The organism is Trinickia sp. Y13, from assembly GCF_029522115.1.
Lineage (GTDB): Bacteria > Pseudomonadota > Gammaproteobacteria > Burkholderiales > Burkholderiaceae > Trinickia.
Window position 1 is genome coordinate 104629 of sequence record NZ_JAKWFK010000012.1, and the last position, 26302, is coordinate 130930.

The following is a 26302-nucleotide window of genomic DNA, read 5'->3' on the forward strand; positions in this document are numbered from 1 at the left end:
CGTGAGGCCACGCTCGTCAGTAGTCGCCCCGCTCCCGCTCGATTCGCATCCCGCCGTCGTGACGATGGTGACCGTCTTCGCTCGGCCGTTCGCGCACGATGCGCATCACATCGGGATTCGTCCTGACGCGACGCATGACGTTGGCCAGGTGGATGCGATCGCTGACTTGGATCACGAAGCGCAGCACGGTGGATTCCTGCGACAAGTCCTCGTCCATGGCAATGTGGACGATGTTCGCGTCGGCCGAGGTAATATCGGCCGCCACGCGGGCGAAGACGCCTTTGACATTGCGTACCAGCACCTTCACGGCCACGTCGAACAAGCGCCCGGGCTGCGGCGCCCAAGCCACGTCGATCCAGCGGCCCGGATCGCGGCGATGGATGCGCTGCGCGACTCGGCAATCGGTCGTATGAATAGCCATGCCGAGCCCGATGCCGATATAGCCCATGATGTCGTCGCCGGGGATGGGCCGGCAGCAAGCCGACAACTGCACCGACATGCCCTCGGTGCCCGTGATGACCACCGGAGGCGCATGCGGCGCCGCACCCGCGTGAGTTCCTTCGGCCCGCCCGTGCTCCTCGTCGGTATCGCGCCCGCTGATGAGCACCTCGATACGCTTGGCCATGACGGCGGCGACGCGCCGGCCGAGGCCGATATCGGCAAAAATCTCCTGGCGGTTCTTGTTACCCGTCCATTGCACGAGCTTGTCCCATACATCGGGCTCCACATCGGCCAGCGCCAATCCGTAACCTTTCAGGCTCTGATCGACGAGACGCTCGCCCAACTGCACCGACTCGTTCAGCCGCATCGTCTTCAGATAATGACGAATAGCCGAACGGGCTTTGCCCGTGCGCACGAACCCGAGCCAAGCGGGGTTCGGCTTCGAGTACGGCGCCGTGATCACCTCGACAATGTCGCCGCTCTTGAGCTCGGTGCGCAGCGGCAATAGCTCGTTGTTGATCTTGACGGCGACGCATTGATTGCCGAGATCGCTGTGGATCGAATAGGCAAAATCGAGCGCCGTGGACCCGCGCGGCAGCGCCATGATCTTGGACTTCGGCGTGAATACATAAACGGCGTCCGGGAACAGGTCGATCTTGACGTGCTCGAGGAACTCGCTCGAATCGCCCGCCTCGCTCTGGATGTCCAGCAACGACTTAAGCCACTGGTGCGCGCGCTTTTGCACGTCGTTCAGGTCGGCGCCGCCGTTCTTGTAGAGCCAATGCGCCGCGACGCCCGCTTCGGCGATCTCGTGCATTTTGCGCGTGCGCACCTGGAACTCGATCGGCGCGCCGAATGGTCCCACGAGCGTCGTATGCAGCGACTGGTAGCCGTTGACCTTCGGAATCGCGATGTAGTCTTTGAACTTGCCGGGCACGGGCTTATACAGCGCGTGCAGCACGCCGATGCACGTATAGCATTCGAGCGCGCTGCCCACCACCACGCGAAAACCGTACACGTCGAGCACCTGCGAGAACGAAAGCTGCTTGTCTCGCATCTTCTTGTAGATGCTGAAGATCGTCTTCTCGCGGCCCGTCACCTCCGCCTCGATATGCGCATCGGCAATCGCGCGCTGCACCGATTCGAGAATCTTGCCGACCACCTCCCGCCGATTGCCGCGCGCAGCCTTGACCGCCTTTTCGAGCGTCGCGTAGCGGTGCGGGTTGAAATTCGCGAAACTCAGGTCCTGCAACTCGCGGTAGGTGTTGTTCAGGCCGAGACGGTGCGCGATGGGCGCGTAGATGTCCAGCGTCTCGCGCGCGACCCGACGGCGCTTTTCCGACGGCACGGCGCCGAGCGTGCGCATGTTGTGCAGGCGGTCGGCAAGCTTGACGAGAATGACCCGCACATCGCGCGCCATGGCGAGCAGCATCTTGCGGAAGTTTTCCGCCTGCGCTTCCTCGCGATTGCGAAACTCCATCTTGTCGAGCTTCGACAAGCCGTCGACCAACTCGGCCACTTTCGGACCGAACCGTTCGGCCAACTCCGTCTTGGTGACGCCCTGGTCTTCCATGACGTCGTGCAGGAGCGCCGCCATGATCGACTGCGCATCGAGCTTCCAGCCGGCGCACGTTTCGGCGACAGCGACCGGGTGCGTGATGTACGGCTCGCCACTGTGGCGATACTGCCCCAGGTGCGCTTCGTCACCGAAGTGAAACGCGGCCTTGACCTCTTTGATTTCCTCGGGGCTCAGGTAGCCGGCAAGCATCGACGTGAGTTTCGCGATCGAAACGACGTCGTGTCTGCGCGGTTGCTCCGGGGTGGCGGTCGGCCCGAATAGATGGCGAAACGATTGTTCGAGGACAGCGTCGATGTACTTGCGCGCCGCACCCGGCGCTTCGACGTCCTGCTCGTGCTCGAGATGCACGGCATCGGTGGCAGTGGAGGCGGACGATGGGGTAGCGCTCATTTTCGCCTCCGTATGGATGTCTATGCGGGCTATGCGCGAACTGGCATGGCAGCGACAGCGCTAGGCGCGCGATGCGCCTAGCGCGCCGTACGTGTTAGACGGGGACCTTCTTCAGCATCTCGAGACCGATCTCGCCGGCCGCGATTTCACGCAGGGCCGCAACGGTAGGCTTGTCGCGACTCTCGATCTTCGGCGTGTGACCTTGCGCGAGTTGTCGCGCACGATACGTCGCGGCGAGCGCGAGGTCGAAACGATTCGGGATTTGCTTCAGGCAATCTTCGACGGTAATGCGGGCCATGTTTCGAAATTCCTTCTCAATATGTTGCTCATTCTACCTTATGTGCGCAACCACTCGCCTTCACTCGGCATGCGGCAGGTGAATGCCGAGTTCGACGAAAAGCTCGGTATGGCGCGCGTATTGCGAAGCGAAGCGCAAACGCGTCGCGTCGACGACGCATTGCAGTTCGGACAACGCGCGCTCGAAGTGCTCGTTGATGATGACGTACTCCGATTCCGGCGCGTGCGAGATCTCGCTGCCGGCAGCGAGCAGTCGCCGCGTGATGACGTTCGGCTCGTCTTGGCCGCGCTTTTTCAGCCGCTCTTCGAGCGCCGACAACGACGGCGGCAGAATGAACACTTCCACCGCATTGCGGAATTGCTTCTTCACCTGCTGCGCGCCTTGCCAGTCGATTTCGAGCAGCACGTCGTGGCCGTTCTTCATCTGCTCTTCGATCCACAGGCGCGAGGTGGCGTAGTAGTTGCCATGCACTTCCGCGCTTTCGAGAAATTCGCCGCTGCCATGGCGCGCCAGGAAATCGTCGACCGTCGTGAAATGATAATGCTGCCCGTCTTGCTCGCCCGGGCGCGGCTTGCGCGTCGTGTAGGAAATCGACAAGCGGATTGCCGGATCGCGCGCGAGCAGCGCATTGACGAGCGTCGATTTCCCGGCGCCCGAGGGCGCGACCACCATGAACAGATTGCCGGGATAAGCGCCGGCGTACGGATTGCGCTGCGCTTGGCGCGCCGGGTTCGATTCGTGCGTAAGCTCGGTCATGATCGCCTTCACTCCAGATTCTGCACTTGCTCACGCATTTGCTCGATGAGCAGCTTGAGCGTCATCGACGCGTCGGCCAATTCCTTGGCAGCCGCTTTCGACCCCAGCGTATTCGCTTCGCGATTGAGTTCCTGCATCATGAAGTCGAGGCGCTTGCCCACCTTGCCGCCCTTTTCGATCACGTGCCGTGTTTCGTACAAATGCGCGGACAGGCGCGAGAGCTCTTCGGCGATGTCGATGCGAATGCCGTACATCGTCACCTCCTGCCGAATGCGTTCGGCGATCTCCTCGCGCGAAACGATGGTCGCCGCGGCGTCCGGGGCCGCAAGACCCAGGGCTTCTTGCAAACGCTCGACGATTTTTTGCTGATGTTTGGCGATGAGCTCCGGCACGAGAGGCGTGATGCGCGCGACGATCGCTTCCATCTCCGTTACGTTGCCAAGCAGCATGGCTGCCAGTTGCGCGCCCTCGCGCGCACGCACCTCGACGAGCTCGGCGATCGCCTGCTTGCCGCAGGCGAGCACTGCGTCGCGCAGCGTTTCGGGCGCCACGTTCGTTTCGGCGAGCACGCCCGGCCAGCGCAGAATTTCGCCCGTGCGCATGCGCTCGCTGTGGGGAAAGGCGTCGAGCACCGCGCGCTCGAGCGCGGCCAGTTGCGCCAACGCGTCCCGGTCGAGCGAGCCCACCGACGCGGTCTGCTCGCTGCGCTGGAAGTTCACGCGAATGTCGACCTTGCCGCGCGAGAGCTTCGTCATCAACATTTCGCGCAGCGTCGGCTCGCACGTGCGCGATTCTTCCGGCATACGGAAGTTCAAATCCAAGAAACGCGAATTCACGGTACGCAGTTCGACCGAAACGCTCATGGCTCCGGTACCGCCCGCGGCCGCGAGTTCGCGCGTCGCGCTCGCGTAGCCTGTCATGCTGTAAATCATCGTCCGTCTCGCGATGGGGGCCGTCGCCGGCCGGTTGTTCGAGCCGCTTCGCGCGTCGACCCGGCGCGAAAGCGTTGAATGCGCATTATCCCATTTTTGCCGAACGCCCCCCGCCACGAGCGCGCCGGGGCGGCATGGCGCATGCAACCAGCCCACAGCGGTAAAATTGCGCTTCTTCCTCTTTCCTTGCGGCTGCGCCGCTTCCCACCCCGACCATGACCGATACCGTCCAACGCCCGAGCGGCCGCGCCGCAGATGCACTGCGCGACGTGCGCATCACGCGCCACTACACGAAGCATGCCGAAGGCTCGGTGCTCGTCGAGTTCGGCGATACGAAAGTGATCTGCACCGCGAGCATCGTCGAGCGCGTGCCCGAATTTCTGCGCGAGCGCAATCAAGGCTGGCTCACGGCCGAATACGGCATGCTGCCGCGCGCCACGCACACGCGCAGCGATCGCGAAGCGGCCCGCGGCAAACAAACGGGGCGCACGCAAGAAATCCAGCGGCTCATCGGGCGTGCGCTGCGCGCCGTGTTCGATCTCGAGCGGCTCGGGCCGCGCACGCTGCATATCGACTGCGACGTGATTCAAGCCGATGGCGGCACGCGCACGGCCAGCATCACCGGCGCGTTCGTCGCGGCGCACGATGCCGTCTCGAAGCTGATCGCGGCCGGCCGCATCGGCGAGTCGCCGATCACCGATTACGTCGCGGCCATCTCGGTCGGCGTCTACGAAGGGGTGCCCGTGCTAGATCTCGACTATGACGAGGATTCGCGCTGCGATACCGACATGAATGTCGTGATGACAGGCGCTGGCGGTTTCGTCGAAGTGCAAGGCACGGCCGAAGGCGCGCCGTTCTCTCGTGACGAAATGAACGCGCTGCTCGATCTCGCGCAACTGGGCATCAGCTCGCTCGTGCGCAAACAAAAAGCGGCGCTGGAGACGAACGATGAGTGAGTCGGGCGGCGCGCAACGGGGTGTACCCGGTGCGGCGGGCGAGCTCGATCGCGCGTTGAAGGCGGCGCCGCTCGCGCACGTCGTCATGGCCTCGAACAATGCGGGCAAGCTGCGCGAGTTTTCCGCCATGCTCGGCGCAGCCGGCATCTCGCTCGTCGCGCAGGGAGAGCTAGGGGTGCCCGAAGCCGAGGAGCCGCATGCCACCTTCGTCGAAAACGCCTTGGCCAAAGCGCGTCACGCGGCGCGTTTGACGGGACTGCCGGCGCTCGCCGACGATTCCGGGCTATGCGTGCGGGCATTGAACGGCGAGCCCGGCGTCTATTCGGCCCGCTATGCCCAGCGCGCGGGCGGCGAAAGGAGCGATGCAGCCAACAATGCCTACCTAGTCGATCGCCTGCAAGGCGTAACCGACCGGCGCGGCTACTACTACTGCGTGCTCGTGCTGGTGCGGCACGCCGACGATCCCGAGCCGCTCATCGCCGAAGGTCGCTGGCACGGCGAGATCATCGATGCGCCGCGCGGCGAACACGGGTTCGGGTACGACCCGCACTTCTACCTGCCCGAGCTTGGGGCCACGGCCGCGCAGCTCGACCCATCGATCAAGAATGCGCGCAGCCACCGCGCTATCGCACTGCGCGAGCTGCTCGCCTTGCTGAGGGAGGCGCGATGATCGGCACTCGTTCGGGCGTGATCCAAGCGTTCACCGCGCCAGGCGCCATCCGGCTCACATCGCTGCCGCCGCTTGCGCTCTATGTCCACTTTCCCTGGTGCGTTCGCAAGTGCCCTTATTGCGACTTCAACTCGCACGAATGGAAAGGCGAGCGCTTCCCGGAAGACGACTACCTCGACGCACTGCGCGCCGACCTCGAGCAGGCGCTGCCGCTGGTATGGGGGCGGCAGGTGCATACCGTCTTCATCGGCGGCGGCACGCCCAGCCTGCTCTCGGCGCGCGGGCTCGACCGCTTGCTGTCGGATGTGCGCGCGCTGCTGCCGCTGGACGCCGACGCGGAAATCACGATGGAGGCCAACCCGGGCACCTTCGAAGCCGAGAAGTTCGCGCAGTTTCGCGCGAGCGGCGTGAACCGGCTGTCGGTAGGGATCCAAAGCTTCAACGAAGCGCATCTGAGTGCCTTGGGACGGATTCACAACGGTGGCGATGCGCGTCGCGCCGTCGAGATCGCGGCACGGCACTTCGATAACTTCAACCTCGATTTGATGTTCGCGCTGCCGCGACAAACATTGGACGAATGCCGCGCCGATATCGAAACGGCGCTCTCGTTCGCCCCGCCGCATCTGTCGCTCTACCACTTGACGCTCGAGCCCAATACGCTATTCGCGAAGTTTCCGCCGGCGTTGCCGGACGACGATGCGTCAGCCGACATGCAGGAGTGGATTCACGAACGCACGGCCGCAGCCGGCTATGAACGGTACGAGGTATCGGCGTACGCGAAGCCGCATCATCAGTGCAAGCACAATCTGAACTATTGGCGCTTCGGCGATTACCTCGGCATCGGCGCCGGCGCGCATACGAAACTCTCGTTCGCACACCGTATCGTGCGGCAGGCGCGTTACAAGCACCCCGCCACGTTCATCGAACAGGCGCGCGCGGGAACGCCCGTGCAGGAAGAGCACGAAGTGTCCGCACGCGATCTGCCGTTCGAATTCATGCTGAACGCGCTGCGGCTCGTGGAAGGCTTTCCGGTGCATCGCTTCGTCGAGTGCACGGGGATGCCCATGACATCGATCGAGCGCGCGCTGCAGGAAGCCGAGCGGCGCGGATTGATCGAGCGCACCTACGAAAAGATCGCGCCGACGCCGCTTGGACAGCGCTTCTTGAACGACTTGCAGGCGCTGTTTTTGAACGAAAGGGAGGATTGAGCGGCGCAACGATCGACCCGGGACGCTGACGCCGCGCCGTTTCGGGTTACAATCGCGCCTCTCGGAGGGCTGGCAGAGCGGTTGAATGCACCGGTCTTGAAAACCGGCAAGGCTTCACGGCCTTCGTGGGTTCGAATCCCACGCCCTCCGCCAGCATTATCGCGATTGCTTGACTTGGCGTTTTTCAAGCAATCCTACGGCGCAACCATCAAAGACTATCAAGCGCTCCATCCTGGTGAGCCGGTGTCGCGCAACATGGCGGCCGGGGAGCGTCGCCTAAAGGGAAACTTCCGCCGTTAGCGCATCCCACGGCGCGCTCAAGCGCCCATCCTCTCTGACGATGAGTCCGGCCCCTTCCAGAATCGCGACGTCTGCATGCACACGCTTGTAATCGCGATCGAGTTCGCGAGCCAACGCGCTGACGCTATCCGCGCCGGTTCGGTGCAGGTAGCGCAGCAACTCGAGTCGCTTCGGCGTCAGTGCCGTCATCATCTCTTCCAACGAAAGAAACGTTATGTGTCTTTCTTCGAAATTCTCGCCCGCCGCCGCCCGCTCGAAGGCAGCCGAGAAACGCCGCCCCATGTCCCGAGCGCTACCCACGTGCGCAGTCAACTTGCTCATTTCACGCTCCTTTCTCGTTCGACATCGTCCAGAAAATCCGCCACCATCCGTTCCGCGGTTGAAAACTCGTATGGCTCTTCGCGGCTGCCGTAGTGCTGGTGATCGCCTTTGCCTCGCTCATTGTCGTAGCCGATCACCCGCCGACCATGCCGGCCATAAAAAAGACTGTACTTGAGGCCGTGCGGCCTTTCGGCATCGCGCTCAGGCAACCGCCAGATGCGCATTTCGAGGATGGCTCCGTCTGGGTAGACGGTCCGATCTTCGAACAGTAGCGTCGCTTTCGTTTTCATATGGCGTAGCATGCCATAATGCGCGTTATGGCGTCAACCGCCATACAACCAGGTCAGAAAGCGACGAACTGACACCCCTCGACACGGAAGCCGACGCCGTCTGAATCTTCGCCACTTCTCACCCCTACGGGCCGAACACGAGCGACTATCGTCGTCCGCGCTTTTCTCTCGACCGACGCGACCGCAAGCCGGCGCCCGCGCGTCGCAAGCGCGGCGGTCATTCACTTGGAGGGCAGCAAGATGACGAATCCCATCGTCCGCGTCACGAACCTTTCGACCCAAGCGGTATGCATCGAACGCGATCCCAATTGGGACGATCAGGTTTTGACGATCGACGGCGCGCGTATGCATCACACGCTGTGCCTCTCCCCCGGCGTCGACGCCAACGTCAGCATCGACGCGAACGGCGATACGTCTACCAATCCCAATTTGATGGGCGTGATTTTCTCCGATGGCAAAGACGTCACTTATGGCAATGCAGGCGGATATCAAACGACGATCGGCCATGATGCCGACTCCGGTCTGCTCGCCGTGACCGACGAATTCAAGCTGCGCTCGCCGTCCATCCAGTACTCGCTCGGCAACCAAACGCAATGGTCGATGGACATGACGTTCGCGGACGTGTAATACGCCGCGTCGACGGTGATGCCCAGGGCGACTCGGCGCGTTCCGGGCATCGTTCGACCGCGCGTAGCCATTGAATTCGCCATTGCCCGGCGATGTTTACCTCACGCCGGCGACGCATTCACTCGGAAGGCATAGCGTTGTAGAGCGTGGCAGAACATTTGCTCACAGAGATCGCATCGGGCGTCGCTTCACGCAGGAGGCGTTATGCGAAATCGTCGATCGATGGCCATGCTCTTGTACTCACTCGCGAGCATGGCCTTTTCTTCGCCAGCCTGGACCCAGCCGAGTGCGGCGTCCGCCGTCAGTGGCGCCCTACCCGGCTACCTAGCGCAGATGCGCGGGTCGCCTCAGCGGCAAGCGGCCACCGCCGGTTTGGCAGCGCTTGCCGACCGCTTGCCAGCCTCCGCGCAGCCCACTCGCGAGAATCGAATCTTCAATGTCGACGACTATCGAGTATTACGTGACGCGACGATCGGCAACGGATTCGAGATGTATCTCGTCGATTCCGACGCTTTGATGGCGGGCAAGTCCGTCGAACAAAGCCTTTACGGCAGCGGCGAATGGCGATTCATCGTCATGCGGGGCGGCAGAGGCATCGGCCTCGTCACGGTGGCGCAAATGAATGGGCAATGGAAGATGGTCCAAGCCGGGGCAAGTCAATTGGCCGACGAACTGGTTTCCGTCGCGCAACGCTATGCCCAGCAGGCGCCACGGCCTACGCTGCGCTTCGTCCGATGCCAGCCGGCCGTAGCCGACTTCATCGAAGTTTCGGCGCAAAGCGCAAGCGCAACGCCATCCATGTCCACCGCTAGCCCGTTCTACGTGCCGCTCGCCGGCGCGCGCTCCAAGCCGACAACGTCGGCTGGCACGGCGGCGCCCTCTTCTTCACCTCGCCTTTCCGAAGCCGAGCTCGGCGATGCGCTTCGACACCGCTTGCAGCGGGGCTTGCGCGATCCGAGATTCATGCATTGAGGGAGGTTGCCGTGGACCCTGTACTTAGCGCTCGCCTGCTGTGCTGCCTCGTCGTCGCGACCGCTTGCGCGCCCGTCTTTGCGAGCGAGCGGCAAATCAATGTTCCCCATGTCACGCAGGCGCACAGCGAATGGTGCTGGGCCGCCGATTCGCAAGCGGTGCTCGCCTATCGCGGCATCCCGAGCCGCCAGTGCGCGATCGAAAATTGGGTCGACTCGATCGGGTACGCGTGTCGAAGCGCCCCGTTCTATTGGAACGCTCCCGCCAACTCGCCCAATATGATTGCGGGTACGACGGGCATCAGCGGAATTCTTTGGTCGCTGGGCCGCCGCAATTCGCGCTATGTCGGAGCGGCGCTTTCTTACCGGGCGGTCGGCGCGGCGATAGACCGAGGCGACCCCGTCGTCATCTTATGGACCTGGCCAGGAGGCGGGGGACACTTCGTCGTCATCGACGGCTACGACGATGGGCAGCATGCGCTCTATTTCATGAACCCGTGGCCCGGCGAAGGCCCCGGGTACGGCGATTACGATTGGATGCGCTACGGCTCCGGCAACATGGGCACGCACTGGTGGGCCGAATCGCTCGTCGTTTATTGAACCGAAGCGATCCCTCGCGATCGTCACCGAGGCAATGGCTGGCTGAACCGCGGTTCAGCAACCGTTGAAGATTGGTCGACTCGCTATCGACCGCACAGGCCCGCGCCGTGCGCCGACGCACGATGGCCGCGCAAATCCGGATGCGCACGCGCACGGCATTGACTACGCTGATAGCACACTGCATTCGCGCGAGCCAAGCGCGCCATTACCGTCATGAAACTCGATCTCGTGCGCCATCCCGCATCGTGCGCCTGCGGGCTTATGCGCGTCGTGGCTCTAGGCGCGATGCTCGTCACGGCGGCTTGCACGATCACCCCGCCCTCGCGTCCGCCCGCCGCGACGTTGCCGCCCCCCGCCGCGGTCAATAGCGCGACGCTCGATCAATATCGGGAAGCGATCGCTCGCCGAATCGCCGCACGCAATCCGTCTTATCTCGAGCGACGGGCGCCGCAAGCCATGCTGCGCTCGCTCGTGGTCGTCGCCTTCACCGTGAATCGCAGCGGTGAGGTCGTGCGCTCGTCCATCTACCGGACGAATGGCGACGACGAAGCGGAAGCGACGGCACTGGCCACGTTGCACCGAGCCTCGCCGTTGCCGGCGCCGCCGGCCAAGCTGCTGAACCGGCTCGGTCAGGTCGAAATCATGGAAGATTGGCTCTTCAACGACGACGGCATGTTCCAATTGCGCGAGCTCGCGGCGCCGCAAGCGCTGACCTTCGATTGACGGCGCCCGGCGCACTTGCTTGCATTGGCGCGCGCCGCGCCTCCTCGCTATAATTTTTCCCACCGCGCGGCCGGAGTTCCGGCCATGCTCGCGGTGCGCCGCCTACCCGGCTGCGCGCCGCGGCGCCCGACGCTGCCACCCCGCGCCACGGGCGCGTCAAGCTGTCAAATCTGTCGAATCTGTCGAATCGCATTTCACGTTGTTTCTCGTCGTTCGCATCCCGCCCGCGTGCTTTCATGTTCGCCAGCGAACATCGGCGCGCAGTTCGCCTCTTTACCGAATGTCGCTTCACTGGCGCGCCCGCGCGCGGCGCCGCCCTACGCCACTAGGAGATCCTTTATGTCCGTTTCGCCGTCTTCGCCCTCCGTGACGACCGCGTCGACCGCGGCGAGCGCGCCCGGGCGATCACGCATCGTGTTCGCCAGCTTCATCGGCACAGCGATCGAGTTCTACGACTTCTATGTCTACGCCACCGCGGCGGCGCTCGTGATCGGCCCCGTTTTCTTTCCCCACGGATCGGCGATGGCGCAAGCGCTGTCGGCTTTCGTCACGTTCGGCATCGCGTTCGTGGCGCGTCCGATCGGCTCGTTCCTATTCGGCCACTTCGGCGACCGCATCGGCCGCAAATCGACGCTCGTCGCGTCGCTGCTCGTCATGGGGCTATCCACGACGTTGATCGGTTTCCTGCCCGGCTACGATGCAATCGGCTCGCTCGCGCCGATCCTGCTGTGCATTCTGCGCTTCGGCCAAGGCATCGGGCTCGGCGGAGAATGGGGCGGCGCCGCACTGCTCGCCACGGAGAATGCGCCCGCAGGCCGACGCGGCTGGTTCGGCATGTTCCCCCAGCTCGGCCCGTCGGTCGGCTTCCTGGCATCGAACGGTCTGTTCTTCACGCTCGCGCTGACACTCTCCGACGCGCAGTTTCGCGCTTGGGGCTGGCGCGTGCCGTTCATTTCCAGCGCCGTGCTGGTCGTGCTCGGCTTGTACGTGCGCTTGAAGATCGCCGAAACGCCCGCCTTTCGCGCCGCGATCGAGCGGGCCGAGCGCGTGCGCGTCCCGCTCGTTTCGCTGCTCGCGCACCATAGCCGCGCGACGCTCGCGGGCGCATTTGCGATGGTGGTTTGCTACACGTTGTTCTACATCTCGACCGTCTTCACGCTCTCTTACGGCGTGTCGACGCTGCACATACCGCGGCAAACGTTCCTTGGCATGCTGTGTTTCGCCGTGCTGTTCATGGCGCTCGCCACCCCGCTCGCGGCCTGGGCGAGCGACCGCTTCGGCCGCCGACCCGTGCTGATGGCCGGCATCGCCGCAGCGATCGCCTCGGGCTTCGCCATGGCGCCGCTCGTCGGCAGCGGCTCGCCGGTGCTCGTCACGGTGTTTCTGACGCTCGAGCTGTTTCTGATGGGCGTCACCTTCGCCCCGATGGGAGCGTTGCTGCCCGAGTTGTTCCCGACCGCCGTGCGCTATACGGGCGCCGGCGTCGCGTACAACCTGGGCGGCATTCTGGGCGCGTCGGTTGCGCCCTACATCGCGCAGATGCTGGCCACCCGCGGCGGCCTGGCGTGGGTGGGCGGCTATGTTTCGATCGCCGCGGCCGTGAGTCTCGTAGCCGTGTTCGCCATGCGCGAAACGAAGGACGTGCGGTTGTCGTGAGTGGCGCCAGCTAGCCGAGCCGGTCATCCATCCGGAGTTTTCCCGGCTTGTCGCCAAAGTGCGCGTGCCTATACTGTGTTCAACGCACACAAATAAGGCGCTTTTCTGCACACTTCGCACCGGGAGACGACGATGAACATTCATATCCACAACGCCGACATCGTGGCCATCCTCGCCCTAGCCTTGCTAGGCTCCTTGTTGCTTGCCATGCGCTTTCGCCCGAAGACATGGTTCGCCATCCTCGTTGAAGCCATCGCGGCGAACGCGGCGGCGTTCGCCGCCGTCCTGGCTGTGGAAGCGCTGCTGGCCTAGGGTGGCGAACGTCGCGCGGCGCGCGTCCTCGGCCCTCGTCGCACGCGCCTATCGCTCGTAGTAATGGTCATGGTGGTGGTGATAGCCGCCGTAATAACCGTAGTACCCAGGCGCTGGCGCAATCACGCACCCTCCGAGCAGCAACGCCACCAGCGCGCCTGCCATCAATAATGCCGTCGAGCGTTTCATTGTCTTTTCCTCAAGTCGCTGTCGCTACGTTCGACCGCATGTCGAACGATTGCGATTGAACAGCACGGCAGGCAGGCGCAGCGTTGCAATTTGTAAGCACCGCACCCTCCTTATTACAAGGGCGGAGCCAACCGGCTGTGCGCGCCGCGCGGCGCGGGCGCCGGGCCGTTTCCCAGGCATTTCCCCGGCAATAGACAGCGACACGTTTAACAAAGTCGTAACTTGATGAAAGCGCCTCGCAATGTGGATCCTCGCGGCGGCACATGCCGGCCGGCGATCGGGGCACAGGCATTGCGCACGTATAATCCTTGCTTTGGCTAGCTGACCATCATGGCCCGGACCTCGCTTTTTCATTCCTCCGGCGTCGTCCGGCGCGCCCGGCAACTCTGGCGGCGGTATGGCGTGTTTTGGCTAGGCGCAATCGCTGTCGGCCTCGTGGCCGTGTTCTACGCCCGGCTCATCGATTGGGGCTACGGCCAGTTCCGCGCCGTGCAGCAACAACATGTCTGGCTGCCGCTCATCGCCACGCCCCTCTTGGCCGCCGCTTGCGTCTGGCTCACGCGCCGCTTCTTCCGGGGCGCCGAGGGCAGCGGCATTCCCCAAGTCATCGCCGCATTGCATGAAGGCACGAGCACGCTGGGGCCGCGCACGCTGACGCTCAAGCTCCTAGCCGGCAAGATCCTCGTGTCGCTGCTCGCCATCCTGGGCGGTTTCACGATTGGCCGCGAGGGCCCCACGGTGCAAATCGGCGCCGCGATGATGTACAACCTGCGCCGGTTCTATCCGCGCTCGAACGCGCTGATCGAGCGGCAGCTCGTGCTCGCCGGCGCGGCCGCCGGTCTGTCGGCCGCGTTCAATACGCCGCTCGCGGGCGTCGTCTTCGCCATCGAAGAATTGACGCGCAGCTTCGAAGCGCGCGCGAGCGGCGTGTTGATCACGGCCATCATCGTCGCCGGTGTCATCGCGCTCGGCCTGAACGGCAACTACACCTACTTCGGCACGATCGAGATCGGTTCGCACTTTCCCGATCTGCTGGCCGTGGCCGTGGTGCTGACGGCCATCGTGACCGGCATCGCGGGTGGCATATTCGGCTGGCTGCTGCTGCATACGTCGCGTTGGCTACCGGCGCCGCTCGTGCAGATGCATCGCGAGCGCCCGGTCCAGTTCGGCGCATTGTGCGGGCTGGCGATCGCCATCGTGGGTTTGGTTTCGGGCGGCACGACGTTCGGCAGCGGCTATGCAGAGGCGCGCGGCCTGCTGGACGGACGCGAGCAGTTGTCGCTGCTTTATCCGTTCCTGAAGATGGCGTCGATGGTGGGGTCGTACCTGCCGGGGATTCCCGGCGGCATTTTCGCGCCGTCGTTATCGATCGGCGCGGGTTTCGGCAATTTGCTGCATCACGTCTTCAGCAACATGCAGTTGCCAATGCTGATCGCGTTGGCGATGGTCGGCTACCTCGCCGCCGTGACGCAATCGCCGATTACGTCGTTCGTGATCGTGATGGAGATGATCAACGGGCACGCGCTCGTGATCTCGCTGATGGCGACGGCGCTCATCGCCAGCCGCGTGGCACGCCTGTTCGCGCCCCCGTTGTACGAAGCGCTGGCGCTTCGCTATATGACGCCGCCTGCCCCGCAGGGAGCGCCGGCCGAGCCCGAAACGCCGAAGACGTTGGAGCCGCTGTTCGAAGACGAGCCGGCCGACAAGCGCGAGGGCGAGTCCTCGTCCGATACGCCACGCGGGTGAACCCGCCTCTGCGCGCGCGGCTCAACGCCAGCGACGGCAGCGCATCGCGATGCAATACGACGCCGGCTCGCCCGGCGCCGAACGAGCCGATCGCGTCAGCGCGCCCAGTGCCCCGGGACCCACGCCCAATTCGGGCCGCGTCGCGCCCAATGTCCGGGCGCCCAGTGATAGCCGACGCGCACGCGCTGCCAATGGCCCGGCACCCATACATAGCCGCCGCGCTGCCAGCGCCAATGGCCGCGATCCCAAACATAGCCTACGCGCGGCGCCGGCACGACCTCGTAGCGCGCGGGCGGCGGCGCGTGGGGCGCGACCAGGACGACTTCGGCAGCCGAAGCAGGCGCCGACGCCGAGATTGCGAACGCACCGGCCGCGGCCAAGATGAGTTGGGCAACGAGAAAGCGAGTGGACATTTTCATAAGAGGCCTCCGAATGGCGAATGGGGACGCCGTACGCAGCGACGACGTTACTCCCATAATGCGCGAGGCGACGATTGCGACGACAACAGCCGTATTACCGCGGGGCCGAAAGTGCAACCGAGTATTTTCGGAGCGCGCCGCCACCGGCGACCGCGCCCGAAAATCAGTAAAGGACTGGAGAAGAGATAGCGCGGGAGGCCCGGCGCAATGCCGCCCCGCTTCAGGCCTGCGGAATTTCGATCTTGACCTCGAGCACTTCGAGATCGTCTTGGCGCTCTAGGCTCACGCGGATGTCATCGTCGGAAATCTTCACGTACTTCGAAATGACGGCGACGAGCTCGCGCTGCAAGGCGGGCAAGTAATCGGCCGGCGGATGACCGCCGGCTCGCTCGTGGGCGATGATGAGCTGCAAGCGTTCCTTAGCGACCGCCGCAGATTTCTTCTTCTCGCCGAGCAAGAACGACAAAATCGACATATCGTTCGCCCTCCTTAGCGGGTGCCGAAGAGGCGCTGCAACAGGCCCGGCTTCTGGTAATCGGTGAAGCGCAGCTCTTTTTCCTCGCCGAGGAAGCGCGCGACTATGTCCTTATAGGCTTCTGCCACATCGGTGCCGTCCATGTGGACCGCGGGCAGACCCTGGTTGGACGCATGCAATACGGCTTCCGATTCGGGCACGACGCCGATCAAATCGATGCGCAAAATCTCCTGGATGTCCGACAGCGAGAGCATCTCCCCTTCGCTGACGCGCTTGGGGTTGTAACGCGTGATGAGCAGGTGTTCCTTGATCGGATCCTTGCCTTCGATCGCGCGCTTCGTCTTGGACGACAAAATGCCGAGGATGCGGTCCGAATCGCGTACCGACGAGACTTCCGGATTGGTTACGACGAGCGCTTCGTCGGCGAAATGCATCGCGAGCAGCGCGCCCGATTCGATGCCGGCCGGCGAATCGCAAACGATGTAATCGAACCCCATCTCGGTCAGATCGTTGATGACCTTCTCCACGCCTTCGAGCGTCAGCGCGTCTTTATCGCGCGTTTGCGAGGCCGGCAGCACGAACAGGTTCTCGCACTTCTTGTCCTTGATGAGCGCCTGGTTGAGATTCGCCTCGCCTTGTATCACGTTGATGAAATCGTAAACGACGCGGCGCTCGCATCCCATGATCAGATCGAGATTGCGCAGGCCGACGTCGAAGTCGATCACGGCCGTTTTGTGGCCTCGTAGCGCAAGGCCCGACGCGAAGCTCGCGCTCGTGGTGGTTTTGCCCACACCGCCCTTGCCCGAAGTCACCACAACGATTTTTGCCATTTCCCCTTACCCTGTATTCGTCAAATTTCGTCAGTTGAGTTCGACGCGCGCTGAAGTGGGGCGCGTCGGCGCCGCTTGCCTGCTAGGTCAGCCGCAGCGGTTCGATCATGAGTTTTTCGTCCGCCAGCCGGATCTGCACCGACTTGCCGATCACATCGGCCGGCAGCGGATTCTCCGTCGTCCGATAGATGCCGGCGATCGAGATCAGTTCCGGCTCGAGGCACGTGCAGAAGATCCGCGCGTCGTGATTGCCATGCACGCCCGCGAGCGCCCGCCCGCGCAACGGCGCATAAATATGGATATTGCCCTCGGCGATCACCTCGGCCCCGTAGCTCACGAGACCGAGTATGACGAGATCGCCCTTCGCGTAGATCTGCTGCCCCGAGCGCAGCGGCTTGTCGATGATGAGCGTTTGCGATGAAGGCGTGCCGCGCGCATTCGATTCGGCCTCCGGCGCGACCGGCGCAGGCGCCTGGGCGGCCTCGGGCGCGGCCTGCGGCGCCTCCCCTTTGCCTGCCGAGCTACGCCGCTCGCGCGCCTCGACGAGCGGCAACTCGCCGCTGCCGGCCCACTCGCGCTGCGCTTCCAACGCCACGACACCGATCGGCCGCATGCGCACGCCATCGAGCAAACGCGCGATCTCGGCAACCGGGGCGCGCTCATGCTCGCCCAGGCGGCGCACGTCGATCGTCACGACTTCGCCCGAGAAAAACTCCGGCGTCGCCTCGAAGCGCCGCGCAAGCTCGCTCTTTAGCGCGTCGAGGTCCGTGGTTTTTACGACGAATTGAAGTGCGTCGACGGAGCCGCTGCGAAGTTCGAAGAATGGCGTTTTGTTCAGCGACATGGGGCTCGCGGCGAAAAATTTTGCGTATTTTACAGGGGTCTGCGCCCTGGACCAGATTTTTTGCTTTGGCGCGACGATGCCTGGCGCAGGCGCGGCGCCATGGCAGGATCGATAGCGAGGCGTGGCGTTACGGGTGCTTTACGTGCCGCACGAGCAGCGACTGCCCCTCTTGCGGCGCGCGCGCGATCGGTTGATGCTCGCCGGTCGGGCCGAAACCGAGCGCTTCGTAAAAGCGCATGGCGTTGCGATTGGCGTCGGCCACCCAAGCGTAGATTTCGTGAGCGCCACGCTCGGCGAGCCAGCTGCCTGCCGTATTCACGAGCAGTTCGCCGCCACGCAAGTGGCGCACGGCCGGCGCCACCCAAAGCGCACAGACGAATGCTTTGCGTTCGGGCGTGTCGTCGAAGTAGGCGCCGACGAGCCCGGCCGGATGGCCTTCGGTATACAGAATGAACGACGCGGAAACCTCGGAGGTGGCATGCCGCTCGGCGGCGGCGTCAAACGTCTCTGCTTGTTCGGACAGGGCTTCTTCGAGCGTCTCGTCGAAGGCATCGGGCGCGTCGCGCAAGGCGGCGGTGCGCAACTCGCGCAAGGTGGCGCCCTGATCGGCAGCGATACGGCGAACAGTCAGCGATGAACTCATGAGGCTCCGATTGGCGCGAATGGAACTGGCTTCGTCCGAGCGGACGGGTGAGTCAAACCGATATTTAAACGGTACTGGAATGACTCGTCTACCGCCGCGCATTGTGCAGAGCACAATAAAACGCGTCGGCGATAGCGCGCAGTCTACCGGTTCCGCGCACCGATGTCGGACGTCGATCCACGCCGGCCGCGACTTGCCGTTGCACGATACGCTTACAGCCAGCCCGACTTCTTGAGTTTGCGATAAAGCCAAGCACAGCCGGCGAAGGTTAGGCCGAGCGTCAAAGGATAGCCCCAAGCGGCCTTCAATTCGGGCATGTTTTGGAAGTTCATGCCGTACAGACTGAACACGATCGTCGGCACGGCCAACACCGCGCCCCAGCCCGCCAGTTGCTTGACGATGTCGTTTTGCCGCACGGACACGAGCGCGAGATTCACGTGCATCGCGTTCGTCAGCATTTCGCGCAGATCGTCGCTGGCCGCGATGACGCGGTGCGCATGGTCTTGGATATCGCGCAAATAAGCGCGAAGCTCCTTTGGAATGATGTCCTCGTGAAACCGGACGAGCTGATTGCAGATTTCATCCATCGGCACCGCGGCGTTTCGGAGTTCGATCAGATTGCGGCGCAATTCGTAGCTTTCCTGAATCACGGCAAGATCGAAATCTGCCTTGAACATGCTTGCCTCGATCCGATCGAATTGGGCGTCGTAGCTGCTCATGATGGGCTGGTAATTGTCCACCACGAAATCGAGCACCGAATAGAGCGCAAAACCAGGGCCTTTCGCCAGCAGATGGGGATTTTGCTCGACGCGCGTGCGCACCTGCGCGTAGCTCGACGATGCCCCGTGCCGCACCGTCACGAGGAAATTGCATCCCACGAACACGTGCGTTTCCCCATATTGCACCTCGCCCTCGATGAGCTGCGCCGTCTTGACGACGACGAACAGCGACGACCCGTAGGTCTCGATCTTCGGGCGTTGATGGGCTTTGAGAGCATCTTCGATCGCAAGGTCATGCAGTCCAAATTCGTGCTGAACTTTGCGCAGCAAGGATTCGTCCGGATGATGCAGACCGACCCAGATCAACGTACCGGGCTCGGCCACGAACTCGCTGATCGCGTCGATCTCGATCTCGCGCACACGCTTACCCGCGCGATAAAGCACGCTGTTCACGACCATATTCATTTGCGTTTCTCCCTTGCGTTTCGGCCATTTTGCACGCGTTGCGCCTTCTCTATGCCCGTCTTGCCACATCAGGCAACGTCGCGGCCTCCGGGGCCGGTAGCCGAGCGGATGGCCGAGGAGGACGTCAGCCCCTACACATTGAACGATCCGGATGGAACCGCTTCGAGACCGAGCGGCTGCAAACGCACTGGCTTCAGAGCCGATTGGCCGCGCCCGCCTGCGACAGCAGCGACACGGCAGCCGGATCCGGCATGCCATCGGCGCCGATCGCCCCGGCACTCGCCAATGCCTCGAGGTCGCTATCGACGCCCGCTTGTCCCACCGTGAACGGCGTCGTCAGAAACGACGGCGCCGTCAACGCGACGTTGTAGCGCTGCTGCAGATTGGAGACGACCGCCGATTGCGCGGCCAAGACATCGCCCGCGTTTGCCAATACTTGTTGATAGCGCCCGTTGGTCGACAAATCGGCGACCAAATGAGCGGTGTCCGTACCCAGTTGAGAAGCCAGGTAGACCAGCATCAAGTCGGTTTCCGGCGTGACGTTGAACGTGCCGCCCGCAAAGGCCACCGAATGCAGCGTCGTCCCGCCCGCCGTCGCCGTGATCACGCATGGCAAAACGGCATCGACCGTGAGGCGGTAATTGCCGCCGATGTCCGACACGGTAGCGGCGCCACCCGCAGCGCAGTCGAAGCGAACCGTCGCGCTCGCGAGTGCCCTGCCCGTCGCCGCGGTCCCCGAGAGCGAGATGGTTTGCACGTCGCCATCGTCGAAACAACCGTCGGTGCCGAGGCACACGCTTCCACGGCAGGCCGATAACGCGGCGAGCGAAGCCAAGCACAACGCGCTTGCTGCCGCGCGGAGAAAGCGGGGGCGATGAGCGTTCATAGCGGCAGCGATGGAGGAGAGGAAAGCAACCGAGCTCACACCGGTGGACCGGCGATGACCGACATTCTAGGCGCAACCCCGCCCGAGCGCCTAGCGCGCCGACGCCGGTTTTGCTCGGCTGTCTGGGATCTGCACCGAGCTTTCGCCGCCGAAATAAAAAGAGCGGCGCCGCCCTTCCGGCCGCGCCGCCCCAACGTTCAACCGAACGGGGTTGCGATCGTCACTTGGCCGTGGGCATCGCGAACTCCGCGCCCTTTTCGATGCTTTCGGGCCAGCGCTGCATGATCGACTTTTGCTTCGTATAGAAACGCACCCCTTCTTCGCCATAGACATGCGTGTCGCCGAACGCGCTGCGCTTCCAGCCGCCGAAACCGTGCCATGCCATCGGCACGGGGATGGGCACATTGATGCCGACCATGCCCACTTCGATGCGCCGCCCGAATTCCCGCGCAATGCTGCCGTCGCGCGTATAGCAGGCGACGCCGTTGCCGAACTCGTGCCGGTTGATCAGGTCGACGGCTTCCGCGAAATCCTTCACGCGCACACACGCGAGCACGGGACCGAAGATTTCCTCTTTGTAGATGCGCATGTCGGGGGTGACGTGATCGAACAGCGTGCCGCCCGTGAAGAAGCCGCCTTCTCTTCCGGGCACTTTCAAGCCACGTCCGTCGACCACGAGCTTCGCGCCCTCCTCGATGCCGGCCGCAATGTAGCCTTCGATCCGCTCGAGCGCTTGCCGCGTGACGATCGGCCCCATCTCGGCATCGGGCTCCATGCCGTCCTTGACGACGAGCTTGCCCGCGCGCTCGGCCAAACGCGGCACGATCTTATCGGCCACATCGCCCACCAGCACCGCAACGGAGATCGCCATGCAGCGCTCGCCGGCCGAACCATAGCCTGCACCGATCAGCCCGTCGACGGCTTGGTCGAGGTCCGCATCGGGCATCACGACCATATGATTCTTCGCGCCGCCCAAGGCTTGGACTCGCTTGCCGAGGCGCGCGCCGGTCTCGTAGATATAGCTTGCGATGGGCGTGGAGCCGACGAAGCTGATGGCCTTGACATCCGGGTGCTCGAGTAGCGCGTCGACCACCACCTTGTCGCCTTGCACCACGTTGAACACGCCGTCGGGCAAGCCCGCTTCTTTGAGCAGCCGCGCCATGAAAAGCGATGCCGACGGATCGCGTTCGCTCGGCTTCAGGATGAATGTGTTGCCGGTAGCCAAGGCGACCGGGAACATCCAGCACGGCACCATGCAAGGAAAGTTGAACGGCGTGATGCCGGCCACGACGCCAAGCGGCTGACGAATGGTCCAGTTATCCATTCCCGTCGACACTTGATCCGTAAAATCGCCCTTGAGCAGTTGCGGAACGCCGCAGGCGAACTCGATCACGTCGATGCCGCGCGACACTTCGCCCTGGGCGTCGGAAAACACCTTCCCGTGTTCCGCCGTGATGATCGCTGCTAGTTCGTCGCGGTGCTGATTCATCAGTTCGAGGAATTTGAGCATCACGCGCGCACGCCGGATGGGAGGCGTGTTGCTCCACTTCGAAAATGCCGCCTTGGCGCTCGATACCGCCGCTTCAACGTCGCTGCGCTCGCCGAGCAGCAGCCGGCGAGGACTGTCGCCGGTGGCGGGATTGAAGATGCGCTGCGTGCGCTCGCCTTCCCCGCGCGTGCGCTCGCCGTTGATATAGTGCGTGACGTCGGCGGTATCGTTGTAGGGTTGCATCTTTGCTCCTCGAATGGATTTGACGGTCCCTACAGTGTATGAACCTGTTGGCGCTACGCAAAGCGGCCACCGCTGAACTGATTGTTTTACCTGCCGAACAATAGGCTTATGGACGCTCACGACATCGAGAACCTTTGGATCCATCTGCGCTGGCTGACGGTGCTGGCCGAGCAAGGGTCGTATACGGCCGCCGCGGCCCGGCTGAACGTCAGCAAGGCGGCGATGAGTCAGCGCATCTCCGAACTCGAGCGCGCGGCGGGCGTGCAGCTCGTCAAGCGCACCACGCGCAGCATCGGCCTCACGGAGGCTGGGCAACGCCTCGTCGAAAGCACGCGCGCTCAGTACGATCAGATCGCCTCCGGCTTTTCCACGGTCAGGGAGATGGCCGGCGTGGCGCGGGGGCTGATCCGCGTAACGGCGCCGGTGTCGCTCGCGCGCCAGCAGTTGATACCGAGCATGTCGGCGTTTCTTCGCGCCAATCCCGAGATCAAGGTGCAGCTCGAGATGTCCGACCGGCTGGCGTCGATCTCGACCGAAGGCTACGATCTCGCGATCCGGCATAGCGAACACGTGCCGGAGACGCACGTGGCGTGGAAGCTGTGCGATACGCATTCGGTCATCGTGGCCACGCGGGCCTATCTCGAGCGCCGGGGGCGGCCGCGTCACCCGTCCGAACTGCAAGCGCACGATTGTCTGTTCTATCCCCGGGCGGCCGGCCGCGGCGTCTGGACGTTCGAGCCCAAGGCTGCGCAAAAGACGGCCGAGGCGCCCATCGTCGTCACGGTCGACGGTTGCCTCTCGGCCAACAACAGCGAAGCATTGCGCGACGCGGCAATCGACGACCTCGGCATCGCCCTGCTGCCCGATTTCACGGCGCAGCAGGCCGTGCGCGAGGGACGGCTCGAAGTCTTGCTCGATGAATGGCGCCCGGTAGGCACGTTTGCGAATCAACTCTACGTGATTCGCCCTTACGCGCCGCACGTCTCGCGCGCCGTCACCCTGCTCATCACCTACCTGCGCGAAACGTTTAAAAAAGGATTCGTCTTTTGACGGTGCGGCGGTGCGGCGGTGCGCTAATGAAGGCCCGAGTCGGCGGCGCTCAGCGCGCTGGCCTCGGGCTGCGCCGGGCGGCGCAAACTATCGGGCTCGCCGTCGAGCTCCCAGGCCCAGCGCTCGTGCGACAGGGCGATGAAGGCCGCCATCGCCGATGAGGGCGACACGTCGTTACGCCGGACGAATACCGTTTTGACGTTGGCGATTTCGGCAGGGATGCGATGGATGCTCAGCGCCGAGCGCAAATGGCAGCGCTCGATGACCGTTCGCGGCAACAACGTCACGCCCATGCCCGATGCCACGCACGAGAGGATGCCATCGAGCGTGCCCATCTCCATCACTTCGTTCGGGGCCAGCCCGGTTTGATAGGACCAGTGCTCCAACGTCGAGCGGTGAAAGCAGCCCGTGCGAAAGACGAGCACCGTCTGCTTAGGAATCGCCCGAGACAACTCGGCGAGCGAGGTGTAGTCGCGGCTGCTCGCAACGACGAGTTCCTCCTCGAACATCTCCTCCTGCACGAGCGCAGTATTGCGCTGCAAGCCGCCGATGAACGCGCCGTCGAGCCGATAGTCTTCAACGGCTTTGACGAGCGCTGCCGTTGTGTCGGTCGCCAGCGATAGCCGCACAACCGCCGTGCGCAAAAAAACCATATCGACGTATCCGGTGACGGCTTCATTCACACGATCGGATCACTCCCTTGGAGGTGACATGCAACAATCCGCCGCATCCCATGCGCAGCGTTCCTCGCCGAGCCGCGACCGCCCAAGCGCGACGGCACTTCGAGATAACGGCCTACGGTTTTCCCCGGTCACCATTGTTTTGCATTGGCTCGTGGCCGCATTGGCCCTGTCGATCATCGTCATCGAGTCGCTCGGGCTGCTTCGGCCCGATCCAAGCCGCGCGCGACTCGAGAATCTGCTTGCCGCCCTGCTATTGCCGCTCTCTGTTTACCGATTCTGGGCGAGAGTCACCTCGTACCGCCCGCTACCGCTCGGCACGCCCAATCCGGTGGAGGTGATCGTGAGCCGCTCGGTGGCGATCCGGATACGAGAAACGCGAGAACTGACGGATCGACCTTTCGGCGTCAACTTGGTGCCCTCGTTCGGCGGCCCGGAGGTTTTCGAAGCGCAGGTTCAAGTGGTTCTGCAGGAAAACGTCCGGGCGCTGTCGCGCTTCTATGCTGAAGACTACCCGGATGTGATTCCGCGCGTGAAAGACGCAGGCATGGTCGTGATGGTGCAGGCCGGATCGCTGGCCCTTGCCAAGCTCGCGCTCGAGCGCGGAGCCGACATCGTCATTGCGCAAGGCGCCGAAAGCGGGGGGCACCTGAACAAAGGCACGATCTCGTTGTTTTCATTGCTGCCCGCGATCGTAGACATTGCAAATGGGCGGCCGGTAGTCGGCGCCGGCGGAATCACGGACCGCGAGGACGTGGCTGCAGTGATGCGCGCCGGTGCGGCCGGCGTCCTCGTGGGCACGGCGTTCGTCGCATGCGACGAGTCGAACGCGCATCCCCTGTATAAGCAGAAGATCGTCGAGGCGACGGTCGACGACACGGAGTATCGAACCGGCTACTCGTTCGGCTGGAAATACGGCACGCCTCACCGCGTCATTCCGAACCGCGATCGATGGAACCTGCTGCGATTCGTCGGCGGCGGTGCGCGCGCAATCGACAAACCGAAAATGGCGCAGAAGCTATCGCTCTACGCCGGGCAAGGCGTCGGCAAAGTCACTCGCGTCATGCCCGCCGCCGCACGCATGGCGGAACTCGCGGCAGGACTGACGCATGCGATTGCCCCGCCTCGCGCGCAAGCCGGTCGCGCCGCGCCGGTACTCGGCGAACGAGGGATCGCCGACGCGGCCTCCATTGAAACGCTGGTGCGAGCATGATGCCGTTTCGACTTGCGCGGCTCGGGCAGCAGGTCGAAACAGACGCACGCGTCGTTGCTCGAACCGTCCAGGTCACGTTGGCTGACGATACACGGCGCACAGCTTGTTGCCATCGGGGTCGCGCAAATAGGCGAGATAGTAGCCGCCCACCTGGGGGCCGCGCCAACCGGGCGGGTTCTCGATCGACTTGCCGCCGTGGGCGACCCCGGCGGCGTGCCAGCGATCCACTTCGTCCGTCGATTGGCAAGTGAAGCCGATCGTGCCGCCGTTTGCGTGTGTAGCGGGCTGACCATTGATCGGCTCGGTGACGAACAAGGCAGCCGTGCGCGAGCGATAGATGTAACACGGGCGCGTGCCGTTATTGTCTAAGCGGCCCTCGCTGATACCGAGCGCGCCCAGCGCGGCATCATAAAACCGTTTCGCTTTCTCCAAGTCGTTCGAGCCGACCACTACATGACTGAACATCGTTTGTTGACTCCTGAGAAGTAACACGCCCCGCGAATCGGGGCGTGCGATTGGAACCTTACTGCACCTGCGACGTGTCTTCGCGGCTGAATTCGTCCATTTCGCGAATCAGGCTTTGCGCGGCCAACCTCACCAACGCGCCGCCTTTTTCTCTCGATGCCAGCGCTGGATCGGAGCCCATCCGCCCATCCGGAAAACGCGCGCGGAAGTCGAGCGCTTCGCGAATCGGGCCCGACGGTGCGATTCGCGGGGCGTAGCTGGCCGTCTTGATGGTTTCGGGCAGCGCCCATTGCGTAATGGCGATCTCCGATGGCGTTGCATGCGAGCCGTGCCCCTCGGGGAACTGTTCGCGCGCGAGTTCGCCGACGCCTTCGAGGTCCCACCAGTTGCGCAGCTTCAATGCGAACCCGAGGCGGCGCTTGGTGAAGCTCGCCTCGGCGTAAATTTCGGAGAACGCCGCTTCGATCGACGCGATGTTGCCGCCGTGGCCGTTCAAAAACAAGATCTTCTCGAAGCCATGAACCGCCAGCGAGCGCACCCAATCGCCGAGCGCCGCAATGAACGTCGATGGGCGCAGGGAGATGGTTCCCGCGAAACCGAGGTGGTGTTGCGCCATGCCGATGTTGAAGGTCGGTGCGACCAGGATGTCAGCGCTGAGATGCGCCTCGCGCGCGATGATTTCAGGGCAGAGCCAGTCGGTGCCGAGCAAACCGGTCGGACCATGCTGCTCGTTGGAGCCGATCGGCACGACGATCGAGCGGCTACGTTGCAGGTATTGCTCGATTTCGGCCCACGTCGATAGATGTAAAAGCATTGCGTTCTCTCTGTTTCGCCGCATGCGGTCTGAACGAGTCCGAACGCGGCGCCTTGGGTTATCTACGACTCTCCGGGCTGCCGATGAAAACGACGACGACGC

General features: G+C 63.6%; 30 protein-coding genes and 1 tRNA gene. 13 read left to right on the forward strand and 18 right to left on the reverse strand.

Annotated elements, in window-relative coordinates:
- Nucleotides 1-16 precede the first annotated feature (16 nt).
- The 4 genes from MMB74_RS20375 to MMB74_RS20390 form a co-directional block, all read right to left on the reverse strand.
- Nucleotides 17-2410: a bifunctional (p)ppGpp synthetase/guanosine-3',5'-bis(diphosphate) 3'-pyrophosphohydrolase gene (locus tag MMB74_RS20375; protein WP_277430462.1), complete on the reverse strand. Its 2394-nt coding sequence runs from the start codon at nucleotides 2408-2410 to the stop codon at nucleotides 17-19.
- A 94-nt stretch (nucleotides 2411-2504) separates the two neighbouring features.
- Nucleotides 2505-2708: a DNA-directed RNA polymerase subunit omega gene (rpoZ, locus tag MMB74_RS20380; protein ID WP_102608580.1), complete on the reverse strand. Its 204-nt coding sequence runs from the start codon at nucleotides 2706-2708 to the stop codon at nucleotides 2505-2507.
- 60 nt (nucleotides 2709-2768) lie between these two features.
- Nucleotides 2769-3464 carry a guanylate kinase gene (gene gmk / locus MMB74_RS20385; protein WP_277430463.1) on the reverse strand — a complete coding sequence of 232 codons (696 nt, stop codon included), beginning with the start codon at nucleotides 3462-3464 and terminating at the stop codon, nucleotides 2769-2771.
- Between the two features lie 8 nt (nucleotides 3465-3472).
- Nucleotides 3473-4396 (reverse strand): YicC/YloC family endoribonuclease, encoded by a 924-nt coding sequence (locus MMB74_RS20390; protein WP_277430464.1) that lies wholly within the window; start codon nucleotides 4394-4396, stop codon nucleotides 3473-3475.
- 215 nt (nucleotides 4397-4611) lie between these two features.
- Between MMB74_RS20390 and rph the strand changes: the two genes are divergently transcribed.
- From rph to MMB74_RS20410, 4 genes are all read left to right on the forward strand, one after another.
- The gene (rph, locus tag MMB74_RS20395) at nucleotides 4612-5352 is read left to right on the forward strand and encodes a ribonuclease PH (protein WP_277430465.1); all 741 of its coding nucleotides are present in this window, start codon (nucleotides 4612-4614) and stop codon (nucleotides 5350-5352) included.
- A gap of 85 nt (nucleotides 5353-5437) precedes the next feature.
- On the forward strand, nucleotides 5438-6022 hold the full coding sequence (rdgB, locus tag MMB74_RS20400) for an RdgB/HAM1 family non-canonical purine NTP pyrophosphatase (RefSeq protein WP_277430524.1): 585 nt from the start codon (nucleotides 5438-5440) through the stop codon (nucleotides 6020-6022).
- Nucleotides 6019-7230, forward strand: coding sequence for a radical SAM family heme chaperone HemW (gene hemW, locus MMB74_RS20405; protein WP_277430466.1), 1212 nt, complete (start codon nucleotides 6019-6021; stop codon nucleotides 7228-7230). Before rdgB ends, hemW begins: the two co-directional genes overlap by 4 nt.
- A gap of 63 nt (nucleotides 7231-7293) precedes the next feature.
- Nucleotides 7294-7383 (forward strand) — tRNA-Ser (locus tag MMB74_RS20410).
- 123 nt (nucleotides 7384-7506) lie between these two features.
- Here the strand turns inward: MMB74_RS20410 and MMB74_RS20415 are convergent.
- Entirely contained in the window at nucleotides 7507-7851 is a 345-nt protein-coding gene (locus MMB74_RS20415) for a hypothetical protein (RefSeq protein ID WP_277430467.1), read from the reverse strand.
- Nucleotides 7848-8141 carry a DUF6516 family protein gene (locus MMB74_RS20420; RefSeq protein ID WP_277430468.1) on the reverse strand — a complete coding sequence of 98 codons (294 nt, stop codon included), beginning with the start codon at nucleotides 8139-8141 and terminating at the stop codon, nucleotides 7848-7850. Before MMB74_RS20420 ends, MMB74_RS20415 begins: the two co-directional genes overlap by 4 nt.
- Before the next feature lie 240 nt (nucleotides 8142-8381).
- On the opposite strand from MMB74_RS20420, the gene MMB74_RS20425 reads away from it, so the two are divergent.
- From MMB74_RS20425 to MMB74_RS20450, 6 genes are all read left to right on the forward strand, one after another.
- Nucleotides 8382-8768 (forward strand): hypothetical protein, encoded by a 387-nt coding sequence (locus MMB74_RS20425; RefSeq protein WP_277430469.1) that lies wholly within the window; start codon nucleotides 8382-8384, stop codon nucleotides 8766-8768.
- Between the two features lie 228 nt (nucleotides 8769-8996).
- The gene (locus MMB74_RS20430) at nucleotides 8997-9740 is read left to right on the forward strand and encodes a hypothetical protein (protein WP_277430470.1); all 744 of its coding nucleotides are present in this window, start codon (nucleotides 8997-8999) and stop codon (nucleotides 9738-9740) included.
- 11 nt (nucleotides 9741-9751) lie between these two features.
- Nucleotides 9752-10339: a papain-like cysteine protease family protein gene (locus tag MMB74_RS20435; RefSeq protein WP_277430471.1), complete on the forward strand. Its 588-nt coding sequence runs from the start codon at nucleotides 9752-9754 to the stop codon at nucleotides 10337-10339.
- Nucleotides 10340-10552: 213 nt separating this feature from the next.
- Nucleotides 10553-11062, forward strand: coding sequence for an energy transducer TonB (locus tag MMB74_RS20440; RefSeq protein ID WP_277430472.1), 510 nt, complete (start codon nucleotides 10553-10555; stop codon nucleotides 11060-11062).
- Nucleotides 11063-11401: 339 nt separating this feature from the next.
- Nucleotides 11402-12718: an MFS transporter gene (locus tag MMB74_RS20445; protein WP_277430473.1), complete on the forward strand. Its 1317-nt coding sequence runs from the start codon at nucleotides 11402-11404 to the stop codon at nucleotides 12716-12718.
- 132 nt (nucleotides 12719-12850) lie between these two features.
- Nucleotides 12851-13030, forward strand: a complete 180-nt coding sequence (locus MMB74_RS20450) for a hypothetical protein (protein WP_277430474.1) — start codon at nucleotides 12851-12853, stop codon at nucleotides 13028-13030.
- A 48-nt stretch (nucleotides 13031-13078) separates the two neighbouring features.
- Here the strand turns inward: MMB74_RS20450 and MMB74_RS20455 are convergent, their stop codons facing one another.
- Entirely contained in the window at nucleotides 13079-13219 is a 141-nt protein-coding gene (locus MMB74_RS20455) for a hypothetical protein (RefSeq protein ID WP_277430475.1), read from the reverse strand.
- Between the two features lie 330 nt (nucleotides 13220-13549).
- Here MMB74_RS20455 and MMB74_RS20460 point away from each other — a divergent pair, with 330 nt between their 5' ends.
- A complete protein-coding gene (locus MMB74_RS20460; RefSeq protein WP_277430476.1) occupies nucleotides 13550-14965 on the forward strand; it encodes a chloride channel protein in 1416 nt (471 codons plus the stop codon).
- A gap of 95 nt (nucleotides 14966-15060) precedes the next feature.
- Here MMB74_RS20460 and MMB74_RS20465 read toward each other — a convergent pair whose 3' ends face one another.
- The 8 genes from MMB74_RS20465 to MMB74_RS20500 form a co-directional block, all read right to left on the reverse strand.
- The gene (locus MMB74_RS20465; RefSeq protein ID WP_277430477.1) at nucleotides 15061-15384 is read right to left on the reverse strand and encodes a YXWGXW repeat-containing protein; all 324 of its coding nucleotides are present in this window, start codon (nucleotides 15382-15384) and stop codon (nucleotides 15061-15063) included.
- 220 nt (nucleotides 15385-15604) lie between these two features.
- Nucleotides 15605-15859 (reverse strand): cell division topological specificity factor MinE, encoded by a 255-nt coding sequence (gene minE, locus MMB74_RS20470; RefSeq protein ID WP_102608594.1) that lies wholly within the window; start codon nucleotides 15857-15859, stop codon nucleotides 15605-15607.
- A gap of 14 nt (nucleotides 15860-15873) precedes the next feature.
- Complete coding sequence (gene minD, locus MMB74_RS20475) at nucleotides 15874-16689, reverse strand: septum site-determining protein MinD (RefSeq protein WP_277430478.1); 816 nt, start codon at nucleotides 16687-16689, stop codon at nucleotides 15874-15876.
- 82 nt (nucleotides 16690-16771) lie between these two features.
- A complete protein-coding gene (minC, locus tag MMB74_RS20480; protein WP_277430479.1) occupies nucleotides 16772-17533 on the reverse strand; it encodes a septum site-determining protein MinC in 762 nt (253 codons plus the stop codon).
- Between the two features lie 127 nt (nucleotides 17534-17660).
- A complete protein-coding gene (locus MMB74_RS20485) occupies nucleotides 17661-18176 on the reverse strand; it encodes a GNAT family N-acetyltransferase (protein ID WP_277430480.1) in 516 nt (171 codons plus the stop codon).
- Nucleotides 18177-18388: 212 nt separating this feature from the next.
- Entirely contained in the window at nucleotides 18389-19360 is a 972-nt protein-coding gene (locus tag MMB74_RS20490; protein WP_277430481.1) for a magnesium and cobalt transport protein CorA, read from the reverse strand.
- Nucleotides 19361-19553: 193 nt separating this feature from the next.
- Complete coding sequence (locus MMB74_RS20495; protein ID WP_277430482.1) at nucleotides 19554-20246, reverse strand: hypothetical protein; 693 nt, start codon at nucleotides 20244-20246, stop codon at nucleotides 19554-19556.
- 220 nt (nucleotides 20247-20466) lie between these two features.
- Entirely contained in the window at nucleotides 20467-21978 is a 1512-nt protein-coding gene (locus MMB74_RS20500) for a CoA-acylating methylmalonate-semialdehyde dehydrogenase (protein ID WP_277430483.1), read from the reverse strand.
- Nucleotides 21979-22086: 108 nt separating this feature from the next.
- Here MMB74_RS20500 and MMB74_RS20505 point away from each other — a divergent pair, with 108 nt between their 5' ends.
- Complete coding sequence (locus tag MMB74_RS20505; protein WP_277430484.1) at nucleotides 22087-23028, forward strand: LysR family transcriptional regulator; 942 nt, start codon at nucleotides 22087-22089, stop codon at nucleotides 23026-23028.
- Between the two features lie 23 nt (nucleotides 23029-23051).
- Here the strand turns inward: MMB74_RS20505 and MMB74_RS20510 are convergent, their stop codons facing one another.
- Nucleotides 23052-23711: a LysR substrate-binding domain-containing protein gene (locus MMB74_RS20510; RefSeq protein ID WP_277430485.1), complete on the reverse strand. Its 660-nt coding sequence runs from the start codon at nucleotides 23709-23711 to the stop codon at nucleotides 23052-23054.
- A gap of 28 nt (nucleotides 23712-23739) precedes the next feature.
- Here MMB74_RS20510 and MMB74_RS20515 point away from each other — a divergent pair, with 28 nt between their 5' ends.
- Nucleotides 23740-24921 carry a nitronate monooxygenase gene (locus tag MMB74_RS20515; protein ID WP_277430486.1) on the forward strand — a complete coding sequence of 394 codons (1182 nt, stop codon included), beginning with the start codon at nucleotides 23740-23742 and terminating at the stop codon, nucleotides 24919-24921.
- A 72-nt stretch (nucleotides 24922-24993) separates the two neighbouring features.
- Here the strand turns inward: MMB74_RS20515 and MMB74_RS20520 are convergent, their stop codons facing one another.
- Nucleotides 24994-25386, reverse strand: coding sequence for a VOC family protein (locus MMB74_RS20520; RefSeq protein ID WP_277430487.1), 393 nt, complete (start codon nucleotides 25384-25386; stop codon nucleotides 24994-24996).
- A gap of 58 nt (nucleotides 25387-25444) precedes the next feature.
- The gene (locus MMB74_RS20525) at nucleotides 25445-26200 is read right to left on the reverse strand and encodes a creatininase family protein (protein WP_277430488.1); all 756 of its coding nucleotides are present in this window, start codon (nucleotides 26198-26200) and stop codon (nucleotides 25445-25447) included.
- Nucleotides 26201-26302 lie beyond the last annotated feature (102 nt).